Below are 16,068 nucleotides of genomic sequence, written 5' to 3' on the forward strand. Positions count from 1 at the left end.
TTTCCTTCGCGTGCATCTGCCAGATTCAAGGATTGAAGTCGGCGGTTCCAAAGGGGCTTTGAGAGCCCGAAAAACCAGGCGAAAACGCCAGTTTTAACTTCACCCTTGTAGACCGTCTTGCCCACCCCCATATTGGGGCGACTGACGCGTGAAGGAATCCAACTTGAGCGAACTTCTCAACCGCCGCCTGGCTCTGCTCGGCGAGCGCGCTAACCTCTCTCTGCTCGAACAGTGCCTTCACGGCATCGAACGTGAATGCCTGCGCGTGACCGATGAAGGTCGCCTGGCGCAAACGCCGCACCCGGAAGAATTGGGTTCCGCGCTGACCAATGAACAGATCACCACCGACTATTCCGAGTCGCTGCTGGAGTTCATCACCCCGGCCCTGCCCGATCCTGCCGATACGCTGGCGAGTCTGGACAGCATTCACCGCTTTGCCTACAGCAAGCTCGGCAACGAGTACCTGTGGAGCCCATCGATGCCGTGCCCGTTGCCGGCCGAGGAAGATATCCCGATCGCCTATTACGGCACGTCCAATATCGGGCAGCTCAAGTACGTCTACCGCAAGGGCCTGGCCCTGCGTTACGGCAAGACCATGCAATGCATTGCCGGCATCCACTACAACTTTTCCCTGCCGGAAAAACTCTGGCCGTTGCTCAAGGAAGCCGAAGGCTTTGTCGGCACCGACCGCGACTTCCAGTCGTCGTCCTACATCGCGCTGATTCGCAACTTCCGCCGCTACAGCTGGCTGCTGATGTACCTGTTCGGTGCTTCACCCGCACTGGACGCCGGCTTCCTGCGCGGTCGTTCGCACCAGTTGGAACAACTGGACCCGCAGACCTTGTACCTGCCGTACGCCACCAGCCTGCGCATGAGCGACCTGGGTTACCAGAGCAACGCCCAGGCCGGCCTGACGCCGTGCTACAACGATCTGAACAGCTACACCGACAGCCTGCGCAAAGCGGTGGCCACGCCGTATGCGCCGTACGTCGAAGTCGGCACCCACCAGGATGGCGAGTGGGTACAGCTCAACACCAACATTCTGCAGATCGAAAACGAGTACTACTCCAACATCCGCCCGAAACGCGTGACCTACACCGGCGAGCGCCCTATCCAGGCGCTGATGGCCCGTGGCATTCAGTACGTCGAAGTACGCTGCCTGGACATCAACCCGTTCCTGCCGATGGGCATCGACCTTGCCGAGTCGCGCTTCCTCGATGCGTTCCTGCTGTACTGCGCGCTCAATGACAGCCCGCTGCTGACCAGCACCAGTTGCGGCAACGCGACCTCGAACTTCCTCAGCGTGGTCAAGGAAGGTCGTCGTCCGGGCCTGCAACTGCAACGGGATGGCCAGCCGGTTGACCTGAAGGAATGGGCCGGCGAGCTACTGGAAAAAATCGCGCCTCTGGCGGCGATGCTCGACCAGAGCCATGGCGGTGACGCCCACAGCAAGGCGCTGGACGCCCAGATGGCCAAGGTCCAGGACCCGTCCCTGACGCCGTCGGCCCAGGTATTGGCAGCGATGGCCGAACACAAGGAAAGCTTCGCCCAGTTCTCCCTGCGCCAGAGCCAGGCCCATGCCGAGTTCTTCCGCAGCGAGCCGTTGGCGCCGGAGGAACAAGCGAAGTTTGAAGAGCGGGCGCGTTCGTCGCTGGCTGAGCAGGCTGAGCTGGAGCAGAACGAAGTCGGTGATTTCGATGTGTTCGTCGGGGCGTACCAGGCGAGCATTCTGGCTATCAGCAACTGAAGGTCCTTCGGACCTTATCGCGAGCAAGCTCGCTCCCACAGGGTTCAATGGTGTTTGCACGATTGTGCTCACACCGAAGATCCAATGTGGGAGCGAGCTTGCTCGCGATGACCGCGTAGCGGTCGCTCCTCAAGTTTTCCTCTCATAAGCTAATTCGAAAAAGTTATTTATTTTAGAATTCTTAGATCATTTAGTCTCTTTCTCACGCCGACACTCGGTCGCCTGACAAGGAGCTTTCTGATGAAACTGACTTTCCCTCTACGCTTGCTGGCGGCCGCGTCCTTGGCTACCGCGAGCTTTTTTGCCCAGGCGGCCGACTTCACCGTCGCCTACCAGACCACCGTTGACCCGGCGAAAGTCGCCCAGGCTGACGGCGCTTACGAAAAGGCCACCAAGGCCGATATCAGCTGGCGTAAATTCGACAACGGTGCCGATATCATCGCCGCCATCGCCTCCGGCGACGTGCAGATCGGCTATCTCGGCTCCAGCCCCCTGACCGCCGCGATCACCCGCAAAGTGCCAGTGGAAACTTTCCTCATCGCCACCCAGATCGGTGCCGCCGAAGCCTTGGTCGCCCGGGACGATTCCGGGATCAAGACCCCGCAAGACCTGATCGGCAAGAAAATCGCCGTGCCGTTTGTATCCACCGGCCACTACAGCCTGCTGGCCGCGCTGAAGCACTGGAACATCGATCCATCGAAAGTGACCGTCCTCAACCTGGCTCCGCCCGCGATCATTGCCGCCTGGAAGCGCGGTGACATCGACGCCACGTACGTGTGGGATCCGGCCCTGGGGGTCGCCAAGGAAAACGGCAAGGTACTGATCACCTCCGGCGAGCTGGCCAAGTTCGGCGCACCGACCTTTGATGCCTGGATCGTGCGCAAGGATTTCGCCGAGAAGCACCCGGAGATCGTCACCGCGTTCGCCAAAGTGACCCTGGACGCCTACGCCGATTACCGCAAAGACCCGCAAGCCTGGCTCGCCAACCAGGGCAACGTCGACAAGCTTGTAAAACTGTCTGGCGCCAAGGCCAGCGACATTCCATTGCTGCTGCAAGGCAACGTCTACCCGCTGGCGGCTGACCAGGTGCTCACCCTCGGCGCGCCGACCACCAAAGCCATCACCGACACCGCGGCGTTCCTCAAGGAACAAGGCAAGGTCGAGGCGGTACTGCCGGACTACGCGCCGTACGTCAGCGCCAAGTTCATCACCAACTGATCGGGAGTCAATGCGATGGCTTTGCTTGAGCTGGAGCGCATCAGCGCACAGTACCCCGGCAACCCGGAATCGGTGTTGGCGGATATCTCCCTGAGCCTGGGGCCCCGGCAATTGCTGGTCGCCCTCGGCCCGTCCGGCAGTGGCAAGACTTCGCTGTTGAACCTGATTGCCGGTTTCGTCGAACCCAGCGCCGGACGCATCACCCTCGACGGCGTGCCCGTCAAAGGCCCGAGTGCCGAGCGCGGCGTGGTGTTCCAGGACGACGCGCTGCTGCCATGGCAAGACGTGCTGGCCAATGTCGGATTCGGCCTTGAACTGGCCGGTATCGCCCGGGACAAGCGCGAAGCTCGCGCCCGGGAAATGCTTGCCCTGGTCGACCTTTCAGGCTTTGAACAACGCCGTATCTGGCAGCTTTCGGGCGGCCAGAAGCAGCGTGTCGGCCTGGCCCGCGCCCTCGCCGCCGATCCACGCGTGTTGCTGATGGACGAACCTTTCGGCGCCCTCGACGCCTTTACTCGCGAGCAGATGCAGGAACTGTTGCTGCAAGTCTGGCAACGCACCGCCAAACCGGTATTCCTGATTACCCACGACATCGAAGAAGCCGTGTTCCTCGCCACCGACCTGATTCTGTTGGCGCCCAACCCAGGGCAAATCGTCGAGCGCCTGAGCCTCGATTTCGGTCAGCGTTATGCCGCCGGTGAGTCGGCCCGCTCGATCAAGTCCGACCCGGGTTTTATCGAAACCCGCGAACACGTACTCGCCAAAGTGTTCTCCCAACGCAGCGCCGCCCAGCGGCAGGAGCGCGCATGAGCAGCTACGAAATTCCCGTCGCAGCGATAACACCAGGCTCAGACGTGATTCCGGCAAGTCGCCGTTTGAGCACTCGATGGATCAGTGTGCTGACACTGGTCGTTCTCGTTGCTGTTTGGTGGGCCGTGACGGCGACCGGCTTGATCGAGCCGCTGTTCCTGCCACCACCGTCAGCCGTGCTGCAAAAAGGCTGGCTGTTGGCGACCTCGGGTTACATGGATTCAACCCTGTGGCAGCACCTCGGCGCGAGCCTGAGCCGCATCGGCCTGGGCCTCGGCTTTGCGATTCTCACCGCCGTGCCGGTGGGAATCGCCATCGGCGCCAACCGTATCGCCCGTGGTGTGCTCGATCCGCTGATCGAGTTCTACCGGCCGATTCCGCCGTTGGCTTATCTGCCGCTGATCGTGATCTGGTGCGGCATCGGTGAGTTGTCAAAAGTGCTGCTGATCTACCTCGCGATCTTCGCTCCGATTGCCATCGCCACCGCCACCGGTGTGCGCACGGTCGACCCGGCCAAATTGCGCGCCGCGCAGTCGCTGGGCGCAACGCGCGTGCAGTTGATTCGCCACGTGATCTTGCCCAGTGCCTTGCCGGACATTCTGACCGGTGTGCGCATTGGCCTCGGCGTGGGTTGGTCGACGCTGGTCGCCGCCGAACTGATCGCCGCCACCAGCGGCCTGGGCTTCATGGTGCAATCGGCCGCGCAGTTTCTGGTCACCGATGTGGTGGTACTGGGGATTCTGGTGATTGCACTGATCGCTTTCGCGATGGAAATGGGCCTGCGCAAATTGCAGCGCAAACTGGTGCCGTGGCACGGCCAGGCTCACTGAAATCATAAATGTGGGAGCGGGCTTGCTCGCGAATGCAGAGTGTCAGGCGACTTTATTGAGACTGACACACCGCTTTCGCGAGCAAGCCCGCTCCCACAAAAAGCGCACCCGAATTGAAGAGAACAACCATGAACGAGTTGACCATCACCCCTTTAAGCTCCGCCCTCGGTGCACAGATCAGCGGCATCGACATCAGCCAGCCACTGAGCGCGGAACAACGCGACGCCATCGAGCAGGCCCTGCTCAAGCATCAAGTTCTGTTCTTTCGCGACCAGCCGATCACACCACAGCAACAGGCGCGATTCGCCGCCAATTTCGGCGACCTGCACATTCACCCGATCTACCCGAATGTGCCGGAGCAACCCGAAGTGCTGATCCTCGACACCGCCGTCACCGACGTGCGTGACAACGCGATCTGGCACACCGACGTGACCTTCCTGCCGACCCCGGCCATGGGTGCGGTGCTCAGCGCCAAGTTGCTGCCGGAGTTTGGCGGCGACACGTTATGGGCCAGCGGGATTGCCGCGTACGAGGCCCTGTCTGCGCCGCTGAAAACCTTGCTCGAAGGCCTGACCGCCACCCACGATTTCACCCGTTCGTTTCCGCTGGAACGCTACGGCAACACGCCAGAGGCGCTGGCCCAATGGGAAGAAGCACGGCGCAAGAATCCGCCGCTGTCGCACCCGGTGATCCGCACGCACCCGGTCAGCGGGCGCCGCTCGCTGTTCGTCAACGAAGGCTTCACCTCGAAGATCAACGAACTGTCGGAAACCGAGAACGAGGCGATTCTGAAGTTCCTGTTCGCCCATTCGACGCGGCCGGAATTCACCATTCGTTGGCGTTGGCAGCAGGATGACATTGCATTCTGGGACAACCGCGTGACCCAGCATTACGCGGTGGACGATTACCGGCCGGCGCGGCGGGTGATGCAGCGGGCGACGGTGTTGGGGGATGTGCCGTTTTTTTCGGTGAGTCCCTGACATCTTCATTGCCTGTTCAGGCCTCTTCGCGGGCAAGCCCGCTCCCACAGGTTCAGTAGTGCTCACAGAGTTTGTGTGCGACTCGGACACTGTGGGAGCGGCGGTGCGGCGATCCGACTTGCCCGCGAAGAGGCCGGAACAGGCACCAAAAAGCCAGTGCCGATCACTTACTCCGCAGTCGAAGGCTTCTCCCAAAGATTGATCCCGCCCTCTTGGGCAAACCGGTCAATCTCCGCCAGCTCCTGCGCACTGAAGCTCAGGTTCTTCAACGCGCCGACGTTCTCGATGATCTGCTCCGGCCGGCTCGCGCCAATCAATGCCGAAGTGACCCGTGGATCGCGCAGGGTCCAGGCCAGCGCCAGTTGCGCCAGGCTCTGGCCACGACGCCTGGCGATTTCGTTGAGTGCCCGCACCTGGGCAATGTTGGCCTCGGACAAATGCGATGCCTGCAACGAACCACCGCCCGGACGGTTGACCCGTGCATCCTCCGGTACGCCGTTGAGGTATTTGTCGGTCAGCAAGCCCTGGGCCAGCGGGGTGAAGGCGATCACACCGGTGCCGAGTTCGTCGGTGGTGTCCAGCAGGTCTTTTTCCACCCAGCGATTGAGCAGGTTGTAGGCCGGCTGGTGAATCAGCAGCGGCACTTTCCACTCTTTGAGCAACGCCGCCATTTCGCGGGTTTTCACCCCGGAGTACGAAGAGATGCCGATGTACAACGCCTTGCCCTGCTGCACCGCAGTCGCGAGTGCGCTGGCGGTTTCTTCCAGCGGGGTATCCGGATCAAAACGGTGGGAGTAAAAGATGTCGACGTAGTCCACGCCCAGGCGTTGCAGGCTCTGGTCGAGGCTGGCCAGCACGTACTTGCGCGAACCGCCGCCCTGTCCGTAAGGGCCGGGCCACATGTCCCAACCGGCCTTGCTGGAAATGATCAGTTCGTCGCGGTACTGCTTGAAGTCTTCACGCAGTAAACGGCCGAAGTTGATCTCCGCGCTGCCGTACGGCGGGCCGTAGTTGTTGGCCAGGTCGAAGTGGTTGATGCCCAGGTCGAATGCCGTGCGCAACAACGCGCGCTGGGTATCGATCGGCGTGCTGTCGCCGAAGTTGTGCCACAGGCCCAGCGACAGTGCCGGCAGCACCAGGCCGCTGCGACCCACGCGGCGGTAGGGTATGGAGTCGTAGCGGTTTTCGGCAGCGGTGTAAGTCATCGAATCCTCTCTTGTCGGTCTTGAATCTGGTATCGACTGCTTCGCCAGTCGCCCAGCATACGCCCGGACAAACGCCAGAAAACCCCGGATTCGACTAATGGCTGAAACGTTTCAGATACTTCCCCGCCAACAATCTACCGCGCCCCCGAAAACACCTCCCCCAACCAGTCCACAAACACCCGGACCCTGGGCGACATGTGTCGGTTGTGCGGGTATAGCACCGAAACCGGCATCGATGGCGGTGGTGTGTCGACGAGGACTTCCTGCACCAGGCCTTGGGAAATCTGCGTTTCCATCCGGTAGTGCGGGCACTGGATCAGGCCCAGCCCGGCAATCGCCGAGGCGGCGTAGATTTCTGCGCCGAACACCGAGACCGCACCGTCGATGGCCACTTCCTTGACTTCACCGTCCACCATGAATTCAAACGGGAACAACCTGGCCGTCGTGCGCGAAACGTAGTTCACCGCACGGTGCCGGCTCAGGTCGGCAAGGCTTTTCGGTTCGCCGTATTTGCGCAAATAGGCGGGGCTGGCGCAGGTGATCTGACGCAGGTTGGCGATACGCTTGCCGATCAGCGTGGAGTCGCCCAATGTTCCTGCGCGCAACACGCAATCGATACCTTCAGTGATCAGATCGACCTGGCGGTCAGCCTCGCTGATCGACAGGTCGATGTCGGGATAACGCGCCATGAATTGCGGCAATGCCGGGATCACGAAGTGCTTGGCCAATGTCCCGTGCAAGTCCACCCGCAGCCGCCCCTTCGGTGCCACACCGCGAAACGCCAATTCCGCTTCTTCCAGCTCTGCCAGCAGTTGCACGCAACGCAGGTAGTAGGCCTCGCCATCCAGCGTCGGACGCACTTTACGCGTGCTGCGCTCCAACAAACGCGTACCGAGCCAGGCCTCGAACTGATTCAAGGTGTGGGTCAGTGTTGCGCGTGGCAGGTTCAGGTCATCGGCAGCCTGCGTGAAGCTGCTGCGCTCGTAGATCCGCACAAAAATCTTCATCGCTTTGACTTGGTCCACAACTCACTCCAGGCACTCGATTGTTGGCGATTATTGAACAGTCAAGGCAACTCTCGTGCATTTATCGGCCTGAGTAAACATGTGAAATTGGCTTCACACCCCGTCGACAGGAACACCAACATGACTCATCAAACTCCGAAAGTTGCCATAGTGACCGGCGCCTCCCGCGGCATCGGCGCGGTCATCGCCAAACAATTGGCCAGCGAAGGTTTCGCCGTTGCCATCAACTACGCCAGCAGCGCCACCGAAGCCTCCAAACTGGTGGTGGAGTTGCGTCAGGCCGGCCATCAGGCCATAGCGATCAAGGCCGATGTGGCCAATGCCGACGACGTGCGCCGGATGTTCGACGAGACAGAAACCCAACTGGGCAATGTCGATGTGTTGGTGAACAACGCCGGCATCCTCAAGGTGCTGCCACTGGCGCAACACAGCGACGAACTGTTCGAGCAGAACTTCAACATCCACGCTCGCGGTACCTTCAATACCCTGCGTGAAGCGGCGACCCGCCTGAACAGCGGTGGCCGGATCATCAACTTCTCCAGCAGCACTGTCGGCATGAACCTGCCGGGCTATGCGGTGTACATCGCCAGCAAAGCGGCAGTGGAATCCCTGACCCAGGTATTCGCCAAGGAAATGCGCGGGCGCAACATCACCGTCAATGCGGTGGCACCCGGGCCGGTGGCGACTGAGTTGTTTTTGCACGGCAAGAGTGAGGAGCAGATTCAGAATTTCGCGAAGATGGCGCCGCTGGAGCGTCTCGGTCAGCCGCAGGATATTGCCCGAGTCGTGTCCTTCCTCGTCGGACCGGATTCGGCGTGGGTCAACGGGCAGGTTTTGCGGGTCAATGGTGGATTGGCTTAACTATGCTCAGACAGACACCGCGATAGCGGTTTGTCAGGCAAAAAAATCCAGCGGAAGCACACACCATGCACACCACCATCATCATCACCTTCGGCCTGATCCTCCTGGCGCTGATGCTCTACATCGGCGAGAAAATCGGCTTCACCCGCCAGACCCTGGCCTACGGTTTTATCCTGCTGTGGCTGGCGCTGACGCTGATCAACGGCGCAGTCGGCATTGTGCATGCCGGCCAGCCATTGAGCACCGAACTGGTGGTCGGCAGCGCCGTGTTCGGTGTCCCGGTAGCGGCACTGGTGTTGTTCATGGTGCTGACCACCGAGACGTGAAGGCCTTGATCAACGCACCAGATGCAGGAACTGCATGTGCCGTTCGTACTGGTCGAGGATGTCGTTGATGATCTGCTCCTTGGTGTAGCCGACCAGATCGTAGTCCTGACTGCCCTCGCTCAAATGCACTTCGGCCCGGTAATAGCGGCGATTGTTGAGTTGCTTGGAACCCATGCCGCCACGGGCAAACGATGGCGTGAAATAGCCGCGCATCTGCACCTGATAAACGAACGGATGCTGGTCGCCATGACCGATTTCCAGGCTGACGCTGTCATGGGCCGGGTCCGGGTGCATGACCACGTGCAAACCCTTTTCCCGGAACACCGCGGACACCTCTTCAATCGCCGGACGCACCGTGGTGTCGAGGAAGCGATAGACCTCATCCCGCGACGGGAAATGCACCGCCTGACTCAGGCGCTGACGCCAACCGCCCCGCCGTGAACCGGACACCGGTGCCAGTGAATGCATCTGCGCGATCTGCTTCTGCGACTCCAGATAAAACGCCTTGTGCAGCCCCCACATCATCAACAGCAGGATCAGCGAGAACGGCAGCGAGGTCAGGACCACCGCTGACTTCAGCGCATCGATGCTGCCGGAAAACAGCAGCGCACTGGTTACCAATGCGGTCATCGCACCCCAGAACACCCGCAGCCATTTCGGCCCGTCTTCATCCGGGTTGCCGCCCTTGGCAGACAGCGTCGACAGCACTACGGTGCCGGAGTCGGCGGAGGTGACGAAGAACACGAAGCTGATGAACACCGTGACCGCGATGACGGTTTTGCTCCACGGGTAGGTTTCCAGCAACAGGTAGAGCGTCATCGACGGATTGTCGATGGCCGACATGCCGAGCGCGCTCATGCCGTGGTTGAGCACTTGATCGATGGCGCTGTTGCCGAAAATGGACATCCACGCCAGGGTAAAGCCGAGCGGAATCAACAGCACGCCGAAGACGAACTCGCGAATGGTGCGGCCACGGGAAATCCGTGCGATGAACAAGCCCACGAACGGCGACCATGCAATCCACCAGGCCCAGTAGAACACCGTCCAGCCGCCCAGCCAGTCGCTGGGTTTGTCGTAGGCGTAGAGGTCGAAACTCTTCATCGGCAAGGCGCCGAGGTAGTCGCCGAGGTTCTGGATCAGGGTGTTGAGCAAGTGCTGCGTGGGGCCGGCGAACAGTACGAACAGCAGCAGCGCGCAGGCCAGCAGCATGTTGATGTCGGACATGACCCGCACGCCCTTGTCGACGCCGGAGACCGCAACGATGATCGCAGCGCCCATCATCAAGGTGATCAGGCCAACCTGAACCCACTGGGTGTGGGCGATGCCGAACAGGTAGTCCAGGCCCGAGTTGAGGTGCAACACACCAAAGCCCATATCGGCACCGAGGCCGAACACCGTGGCGATGATGCCGAAGCCATCCACCGCGTAGCCGATGGGGCCATTGATGCGCTTGCCGATCAGCGGATACAGCGCCGAGCGCAGGGCCAGTGGCAGGTTATGCCGGTAGGCGAAGTAGGCCAGCGCCATGCCGACAAAGGCGAACACGCCCCAGCCATGCAGGCCCCAGTGCAGAAACAGAATCTGCATCGCCTGGCGCGCCGCATCCGCCGTACCGGCCTCGCCTTGGGGCGGTTGCAGCATGTGGGTCAACGGCTCGGACACGCAGAAGAAAAACAGGGTGATGCTGATCCCGGCGGCGAACAGCATGCCAGCCCAGGACAAATAACTGAATTCGGGTTCGTCGTGGTCGGCACCGAGCTTGATCTTGCCGTAGCCGGACAAGGCGGTGACCACCACGAAGACCAGATACAGGGTCATCGCCAGCAGGTAATACCAGCCGACCGTGTTGGCCGCCCAGTTTTGCGCCGCCAGCAACCAGGCACCGGCCTGCTCGGGCATGGCGATGACAACGACACCAAACAACAGGATGAAACTCGCCGAGAACCAGAACACCGGCGGATTCATGCGGATCAGGCCGCTTGGAGGGATGGACGATGCACTCATGTTCGGTGCACCTCGAAGGGGTAAAACGTGGCTGTAGAAATCAGACTCAGCAAAGGCAAGCCTCCTGTTGTGAGCGGGCAGCGAACCGCCGGTTTAACTTGAATGAACGTTCAAGTTAAACATGGATAGGGGGCTAAGGACTAATCGCAGGGCTCGGCGGTAGTGTTAATACGCTAGCTCAAGGGAGGGTATTACGCGGGTTTTACGGGGTTCTGTAGGAGCTGTAGGAGCTGTAGGAGCTGTCGAGTGCAACGAGGCTGCGATCTTTTGATCTTGATTTTGCGGTGCATTGGAAAAGATCACAGCCTCGTTGCACTCGACAGCTCCTACAAGTCCTACAAGTCCTACGGCAGGGATCTTATTTTTGCGCCCCATCATCATGCTGCAGATTCGCCTGGGTCAGGTTGCTGCCCGCCGGCACGCTGCGGGTCAGCCAGACGTTACCGCCAATGGTCGAGCCCTGGCCGATGGTGATCCGCCCCAGAATCGTCGCCCCGGCATAAATCACCACGTCATCCTCGACAATCGGGTGCCGTGGCTGGCCTTTCTGCAGCTGACCGTCTTCGTCCGCCGGGAAGCGCTTGGCGCCCAAGGTCACCGCCTGATAGATCCGCACGCGCTCGCCGATGATTGCCGTCTCGCCAATCACCACGCCCGTCCCGTGGTCGATGAAGAAACTGCGGCCGATCTGCGCACCTGGGTGAATGTCGATACCGGTGGCCGAGTGAGCGATTTCCGCGCTGATCCGCGCCAGCAGCGGCAACCCGGCGCGATACAAATGGTGGGCCAGACGATGGTGAATCACCGCCAGAATCCCCGGGTAGCACAACAACACTTCATCGACGCTGCGCGCCGCCGGGTCGCCGTGATAGGCCGCGAGCACGTCGCTGTCCAACAGGCTGCGCAACCCGGGCAAAGCGAGGGCGAAGTCCTGAATGATCTGGATGGTTTTGGCTTCGACTTCAGTCTCGGCCTGGGCACTGTGGCGCGCGGCGTAGCGCAATTCGAGTCGCGCCTGGGCCAACAGCGCATTCAGCGCCACATCGAGGGTGTGGCCGACGTAGAAATCTTCGCTCTCTTCGCGCAGGTCAACCGGCCCCAGGCGCATCGGGAACAGCGCACCGCACAGGGCTTCGAGAATGTCCGCCATGGCTGCGCGGGACGGCAATTCGCGACCGCCCTGCTCGCCGCTGGCCCGGCCGTTTTGTGCACGCCACTGTTCACGTGCCGTGCGCAGCTGGCTGACGATGGTCTGCAATTGCCAATGGCTGGAACGCTCACTCACGGTAAAAACTCCTCATGGGCGGCCGGACTGTCTGGCCGCACTGACGGGGATTACTTTACGGCAAGGGTCGCGAGGCAAATTAAGAACCAATAGTGCTGTGCTCAGTTCGATTGGCTATAAGCGATTGGCGGTTGCCCCAACTTTTTGGCGTGCCTATAGTCCTGAGATCTTCAACCGCCAGTACGGACTCATGATCAAACAACAGCTCGCCCGCTTTAACCGCCTCGACCTGCTCGGTCAGCCCACCGCCCTGGAAAAACTCGAACGCCTGTCGACCTGGCTGGGCCGCGACCTGTACGTCAAGCGCGATGACCTGACGCCGCTGGCAATGGGCGGCAACAAGCTGCGCAAACTCGAATACCTGGCCGCCGATGCCTTGGCCCAGGGTGCCGACACCTTGATCACGGCGGGCGCGCTGCAATCGAACCACGTGCGCCAGACAGCCGCCATTGCCGCCAAGTTGGGACTGGGCTGCGTAGCCCTTCTGGAAAATCCTCTGGGTACTGACGACATCAATTACACCGGCAACGGCAACCGCCTGCTGCTCGACCTGTTCGATGCCAAGGTCGAACTGGTGGAAAACCTCGACAACGCCGACGAGCAACTGCAAGCCCTGGCCAACCGACTGCGCAGCAACGGCAAGAAGCCGTACCTGGTGCCGATCGGTGGCTCCAATGCGCTGGGCGCCCTGGGTTACGTGCGCGCCGGGCTGGAACTGGCCGAGCAGATCAAGGACACCGGTCTGAAGTTCGCTGCCGTGGTCCTGGCCTCGGGCAGCGCCGGTACCCATAGCGGCCTGGCATTGGCCCTGAGTGAAGCATTGCCGGATCTGCCAGTGATCGGCGTGACGGTTTCGCGCAGCGATGAAGACCAGCGGCCAAAGGTTCAAGGCCTGGCCGAACGCACTGCCGAGTTGCTGGGCGTGAATCTGCCGGAGGCTTTCAAGGTCGAGTTGTGGGATGAATATTTCGCCCCGCGTTATGGCGAGCCGAATGCCGGCACACTGGCGGCGGTGAAGCTGCTGGCGAGTCAGGAAGGCTTGCTGCTGGACCCGGTCTACACTGGCAAGGCCATGGCGGGCTTGCTGGACGGGATCGGGCGTCAGCGTTTCGACGAAGGTCCGATTATCTTCCTGCACACCGGCGGGGCGCCGGCGTTGTTTGCCTACAAAGACTTTATCTGACTGATCGTTCCCGCGTTCGCGTGGGAACGTATTTGAATTAATATTCAAATAAAGAATAATAAATAGAATATTTATTATTTTCCTATCTAACGGCGTCATCTTATAGTCACGCCGCAGGCGAATTTGCAGCGAGACGCATAAGCTGCTTTAGGGCAGGATATCGCAGTCGTCCAAATCCCGAATTTGCCAACTTTCCTAAAGCGTCTTCCATAAGAAAACACAGGGGCTTGTCATGAATTTTTCCGCACTACGTCGCAATCTGCTGGTGGGTTCGCTGGGCCTGGCACTGAGCGCCGGCCTGATTGGCCAGGCGGTTGCCGGTGAGCAACTGCAACAAATCAAGGACAAAGGCGTGATCAACGTCGGCCTGGAAGGCACTTACCCACCGTTCAGTTTCGTCGATGCCGACGGCAAACTGACCGGCTTCGAAGTCGAGTTCTCCGAAGCCCTGGCCAAAGAGCTGGGCGTCAAGGTCAAACTGCAACCGACCAAATGGGACGGCATCCTCGCGGCCCTGGAATCCAAGCGCCTGGACGCAGTGATCAACCAGGTGACCATCTCCGAAGAACGCAAGAAGAAGTACGACTTCTCCGAGCCTTACACCGTTTCCGGTATCCAGGCGCTGGTGCTGACCAAGAAGGCCGCCGAGCTGAACATCAAGACCGCTGCCGACCTGGGTGGCAAGAAAGTCGGCGTAGGCCTGGGCACCAACTACGAAGAGTGGGTGAAAACCAATGTGCCGACCGCTGACGTCCGCACCTACGAAGATGATCCGACCAAGTTCCAGGACCTGCGTGTCGGCCGTATCGACGCCATTCTGATCGACCGTCTGGCTGCACTGGAATACGCCAAGAAAGCCAAGGACACCACCGCCGCCGGTGACGCGTTCTCCCGTCAGGAAGCCGGCATTGCCCTGCGCAAAGGCGAGCCTGAACTGCTGGCCGCGGTGAACAAGGCGATCGACAAGCTGCGCGCCGATGGCACCCTGAAAAAGCTCTCGGAAAAATACTTCAACGCTGACGTCACTCAATAATGGAAGAAGCTTTCCAACTCGCACTGGACTCCGTGCCCTTTCTGCTCAAGGGCGCGTACTACACGGTCATCCTCAGCCTGGGCGGGATGTTCTTCGGCCTGGTGATGGGGTTCGGCCTGGCGCTGATGCGCCTGTCGCGCTTCAAGCTGGTGAGCTGGATCGCCCGCATCTACGTGTCGTTCTTTCGCGGCACGCCGTTGCTGGTGCAACTGTTCGTGATCTATTACGGCTTGCCGCAATTGGGTCTGGAACTGGATCCGCTGCCGGCGGCCCTGATCGGCTTCTCGCTGAACATGGCCGCCTATGCCTGCGAAATCCTGCGTGCCGCGATCAGCTCCATCGAGCGCGGCCAGTGGGAAGCCGCTGCCAGTATCGGCATGACCCGCGCGCAGACCCTGCGCCGGGCCATCCTGCCGCAGGCGATGCGCACCGCATTGCCGCCGCTGGGCAACAGCTTCATTTCGCTGGTCAAGGACACGGCGCTGGCCGCTACCATCCAGGTACCGGAACTGTTCCGCCAGGCACAACTGATCACCGCCCGTACCTTCGAAATCTTCACCATGTATCTTGCCGCCGCACTGATCTACTGGGTCCTGGCCACGGTGCTGTCGCACCTGCAGAACCAGTTGGAAGCGCGGGTCAATCGGCACGACCAGGAGTCCTGACCCAATGATTGTCGTGGAAAAACTGACAAAGCAGTTCAAGGGTCAAGTCGTGCTCAATGGCATCGATCTTGAGGTCAAGGAAGGCGAGGTGATCGCGATCATCGGCCCGAGTGGTTCGGGCAAGACCACCTTCCTGCGCTGCCTGAATTTTCTGGAAGAACCCACCAGCGGCCGGATCAAGGTCGGCGATATCGAAGTCGATACCAGCCGCCCCCTGAACCAGCAGCAGAGCCTGGTGCGACGTTTGCGCCAGCACGTGGGCTTCGTGTTCCAGAACTTCAACCTGTTCCCCCATCGCACCGCCCTGGAAAACGTCATCGAAGGCCCGATCGTGGTCAAGAAGACACCGCGCGACGACGCTGTTGCCCTGGGTAAAAAACTATTGGCCAAGGTCGGTCTGGCGGGCAAGGAGGACGCTTACCCGCGTCGCCTCTCCGGTGGCCAGCAACAGCGCGTGGCGATTGCCCGGGCACTGGCGATGGAGCCCGAAGTGATCCTGTTCGATGAGCCGACCTCGGCCCTCGACCCGGAACTGGTGGGCGAGGTGCTGGCGACCATCCGCGGTCTGGCCGAAGAGAAGCGCACCATGGTGATCGTCACCCACGAAATGGGCTTTGCCCGGGACGTGGCCAACCGTGTGGTGTTTTTCGACAAGGGTGTGATCGTCGAGCAAGGCGAAGCGAAGGCATTGTTTGCCAACCCGAAAGAAGAACGGACGAAACAGTTCCTGAGCAAGTTCCTGAATAACGCCCACAACTAAAAACCCCGCTCAACAACAGTCACCTTCCATGGATGGAAGTGACACCCCACAAAAAATCCCTCATCAATACCAAACTAACCACCCTCTATTCGATATACATATTTTGTACGCGCGCGCGGTACATATATATGTACCG

The 16,068-nt window shown here is 60.5% G+C and carries 15 protein-coding genes; 11 read left to right on the forward strand and 4 right to left on the reverse strand.

All coding sequences use genetic code 11. From position 1 onward, the window contains the following. The first annotated feature begins 163 nt into the window (after positions 1–163). The 5 genes from gshA (at position 164) to tauD (ending at position 5,585) form a co-directional block, all read left to right on the forward strand. Positions 164–1,747, forward strand: a complete 1,584-nt coding sequence (gene gshA / locus PMI34_RS26865) for a glutamate--cysteine ligase (protein WP_008045342.1) — start codon at positions 164–166, stop codon at positions 1,745–1,747. A 240-nt stretch (positions 1,748–1,987) separates the two neighbouring features. Next, the gene (gene tauA / locus PMI34_RS26860; RefSeq protein ID WP_008045344.1) at positions 1,988–2,965 is read left to right on the forward strand and encodes a taurine ABC transporter substrate-binding protein; all 978 of its coding nucleotides are present in this window, start codon (positions 1,988–1,990) and stop codon (positions 2,963–2,965) included. A 15-nt stretch (positions 2,966–2,980) separates the two neighbouring features. After that, on the forward strand, positions 2,981–3,775 hold the full coding sequence (tauB, locus tag PMI34_RS26855) for a taurine ABC transporter ATP-binding subunit (RefSeq protein WP_008045346.1): 795 nt from the start codon (positions 2,981–2,983) through the stop codon (positions 3,773–3,775). Further along, complete coding sequence (tauC, locus tag PMI34_RS26850) at positions 3,772–4,605, forward strand: taurine ABC transporter permease TauC (protein ID WP_008045348.1); 834 nt, start codon at positions 3,772–3,774, stop codon at positions 4,603–4,605. Before tauB ends, tauC begins: the two co-directional genes overlap by 4 nt. Before the next feature lie 128 nt (positions 4,606–4,733). Further along, positions 4,734–5,585 carry a taurine dioxygenase gene (tauD, locus tag PMI34_RS26845; RefSeq protein ID WP_008045350.1) on the forward strand — a complete coding sequence of 284 codons (852 nt, stop codon included), beginning with the start codon at positions 4,734–4,736 and terminating at the stop codon, positions 5,583–5,585. A 167-nt stretch (positions 5,586–5,752) separates the two neighbouring features. Here the strand turns inward: tauD and mgrA are convergent, their stop codons facing one another. Next, a complete protein-coding gene (gene mgrA, locus PMI34_RS26840) occupies positions 5,753–6,790 on the reverse strand; it encodes an L-glyceraldehyde 3-phosphate reductase (RefSeq protein ID WP_008045351.1) in 1,038 nt (345 codons plus the stop codon). Between the two features lie 134 nt (positions 6,791–6,924). Further along, on the reverse strand, positions 6,925–7,815 hold the full coding sequence (locus PMI34_RS26835; protein ID WP_008045352.1) for a LysR family transcriptional regulator: 891 nt from the start codon (positions 7,813–7,815) through the stop codon (positions 6,925–6,927). A 120-nt stretch (positions 7,816–7,935) separates the two neighbouring features. Here PMI34_RS26835 and PMI34_RS26830 point away from each other — a divergent pair, with 120 nt between their 5' ends. Continuing rightward, a complete protein-coding gene (locus PMI34_RS26830; RefSeq protein WP_008045353.1) occupies positions 7,936–8,676 on the forward strand; it encodes an SDR family oxidoreductase in 741 nt (246 codons plus the stop codon). 65 nt (positions 8,677–8,741) lie between these two features. Continuing rightward, the gene (locus tag PMI34_RS26825) at positions 8,742–9,002 is read left to right on the forward strand and encodes a hypothetical protein (RefSeq protein ID WP_008045355.1); all 261 of its coding nucleotides are present in this window, start codon (positions 8,742–8,744) and stop codon (positions 9,000–9,002) included. Positions 9,003–9,011: 9 nt separating this feature from the next. Here the strand turns inward: PMI34_RS26825 and betT are convergent, their stop codons facing one another. Both betT and epsC read right to left on the reverse strand, forming a co-directional pair. After that, positions 9,012–10,967, reverse strand: coding sequence for a choline transporter BetT (betT, locus tag PMI34_RS26820; protein WP_162130348.1), 1,956 nt, complete (start codon positions 10,965–10,967; stop codon positions 9,012–9,014). 397 nt (positions 10,968–11,364) lie between these two features. Beyond that, positions 11,365–12,291 (reverse strand): serine O-acetyltransferase EpsC, encoded by a 927-nt coding sequence (gene epsC / locus PMI34_RS26815; protein WP_008045359.1) that lies wholly within the window; start codon positions 12,289–12,291, stop codon positions 11,365–11,367. Positions 12,292–12,481: 190 nt separating this feature from the next. On the opposite strand from epsC, the gene PMI34_RS26810 reads away from it, so the two are divergent. The 4 genes from PMI34_RS26810 to tcyN all read left to right on the forward strand — a co-directional run bounded on the left by PMI34_RS26810 (position 12,482) and on the right by tcyN (position 15,932). Then, a complete protein-coding gene (locus tag PMI34_RS26810; protein WP_008045361.1) occupies positions 12,482–13,474 on the forward strand; it encodes a D-cysteine desulfhydrase in 993 nt (330 codons plus the stop codon). A gap of 232 nt (positions 13,475–13,706) precedes the next feature. Further along, the gene (gene tcyJ, locus PMI34_RS26805) at positions 13,707–14,507 is read left to right on the forward strand and encodes a cystine ABC transporter substrate-binding protein (protein WP_008045363.1); all 801 of its coding nucleotides are present in this window, start codon (positions 13,707–13,709) and stop codon (positions 14,505–14,507) included. Beyond that, the gene (gene tcyL / locus PMI34_RS26800; RefSeq protein ID WP_007972897.1) at positions 14,507–15,172 is read left to right on the forward strand and encodes a cystine ABC transporter permease; all 666 of its coding nucleotides are present in this window, start codon (positions 14,507–14,509) and stop codon (positions 15,170–15,172) included. Before tcyJ ends, tcyL begins: the two co-directional genes overlap by 1 nt. Before the next feature lie 4 nt (positions 15,173–15,176). Beyond that, positions 15,177–15,932 (forward strand): L-cystine ABC transporter ATP-binding protein TcyN, encoded by a 756-nt coding sequence (gene tcyN, locus PMI34_RS26795; RefSeq protein WP_008045365.1) that lies wholly within the window; start codon positions 15,177–15,179, stop codon positions 15,930–15,932. Positions 15,933–16,068: the final 136 nt, after the last annotated feature.

This window comes from Pseudomonas sp. GM74, from assembly GCF_000282455.1.
Classification (GTDB): Bacteria; Pseudomonadota; Gammaproteobacteria; order Pseudomonadales; family Pseudomonadaceae; genus Aquipseudomonas.

Coding starts and splice junctions, on each gene's coding strand:
- betT (WP_162130348.1), bottom strand. CDS start 10,967: ATGAATCCGCCGGTGTTCTGGTTCTCGGCGAGTTTCATCCTGTTGTTT.
- tcyL (WP_007972897.1), top strand. CDS start 14,507: ATGGAAGAAGCTTTCCAACTCGCACTGGACTCCGTGCCCTTTCTGCTC.
- PMI34_RS26825 (WP_008045355.1), top strand. CDS start 8,742: ATGCACACCACCATCATCATCACCTTCGGCCTGATCCTCCTGGCGCTG.
- tauC (WP_008045348.1), top strand. CDS start 3,772: ATGAGCAGCTACGAAATTCCCGTCGCAGCGATAACACCAGGCTCAGAC.
- PMI34_RS26830 (WP_008045353.1), top strand. CDS start 7,936: ATGACTCATCAAACTCCGAAAGTTGCCATAGTGACCGGCGCCTCCCGC.
- tauD (WP_008045350.1), top strand. CDS start 4,734: ATGAACGAGTTGACCATCACCCCTTTAAGCTCCGCCCTCGGTGCACAG.
- PMI34_RS26810 (WP_008045361.1), top strand. CDS start 12,482: ATGATCAAACAACAGCTCGCCCGCTTTAACCGCCTCGACCTGCTCGGT.
- tauB (WP_008045346.1), top strand. CDS start 2,981: ATGGCTTTGCTTGAGCTGGAGCGCATCAGCGCACAGTACCCCGGCAAC.
- tauA (WP_008045344.1), top strand. CDS start 1,988: ATGAAACTGACTTTCCCTCTACGCTTGCTGGCGGCCGCGTCCTTGGCT.
- tcyN (WP_008045365.1), top strand. CDS start 15,177: ATGATTGTCGTGGAAAAACTGACAAAGCAGTTCAAGGGTCAAGTCGTG.
- tcyJ (WP_008045363.1), top strand. CDS start 13,707: ATGAATTTTTCCGCACTACGTCGCAATCTGCTGGTGGGTTCGCTGGGC.
- mgrA (WP_008045351.1), bottom strand. CDS start 6,790: ATGACTTACACCGCTGCCGAAAACCGCTACGACTCCATACCCTACCGC.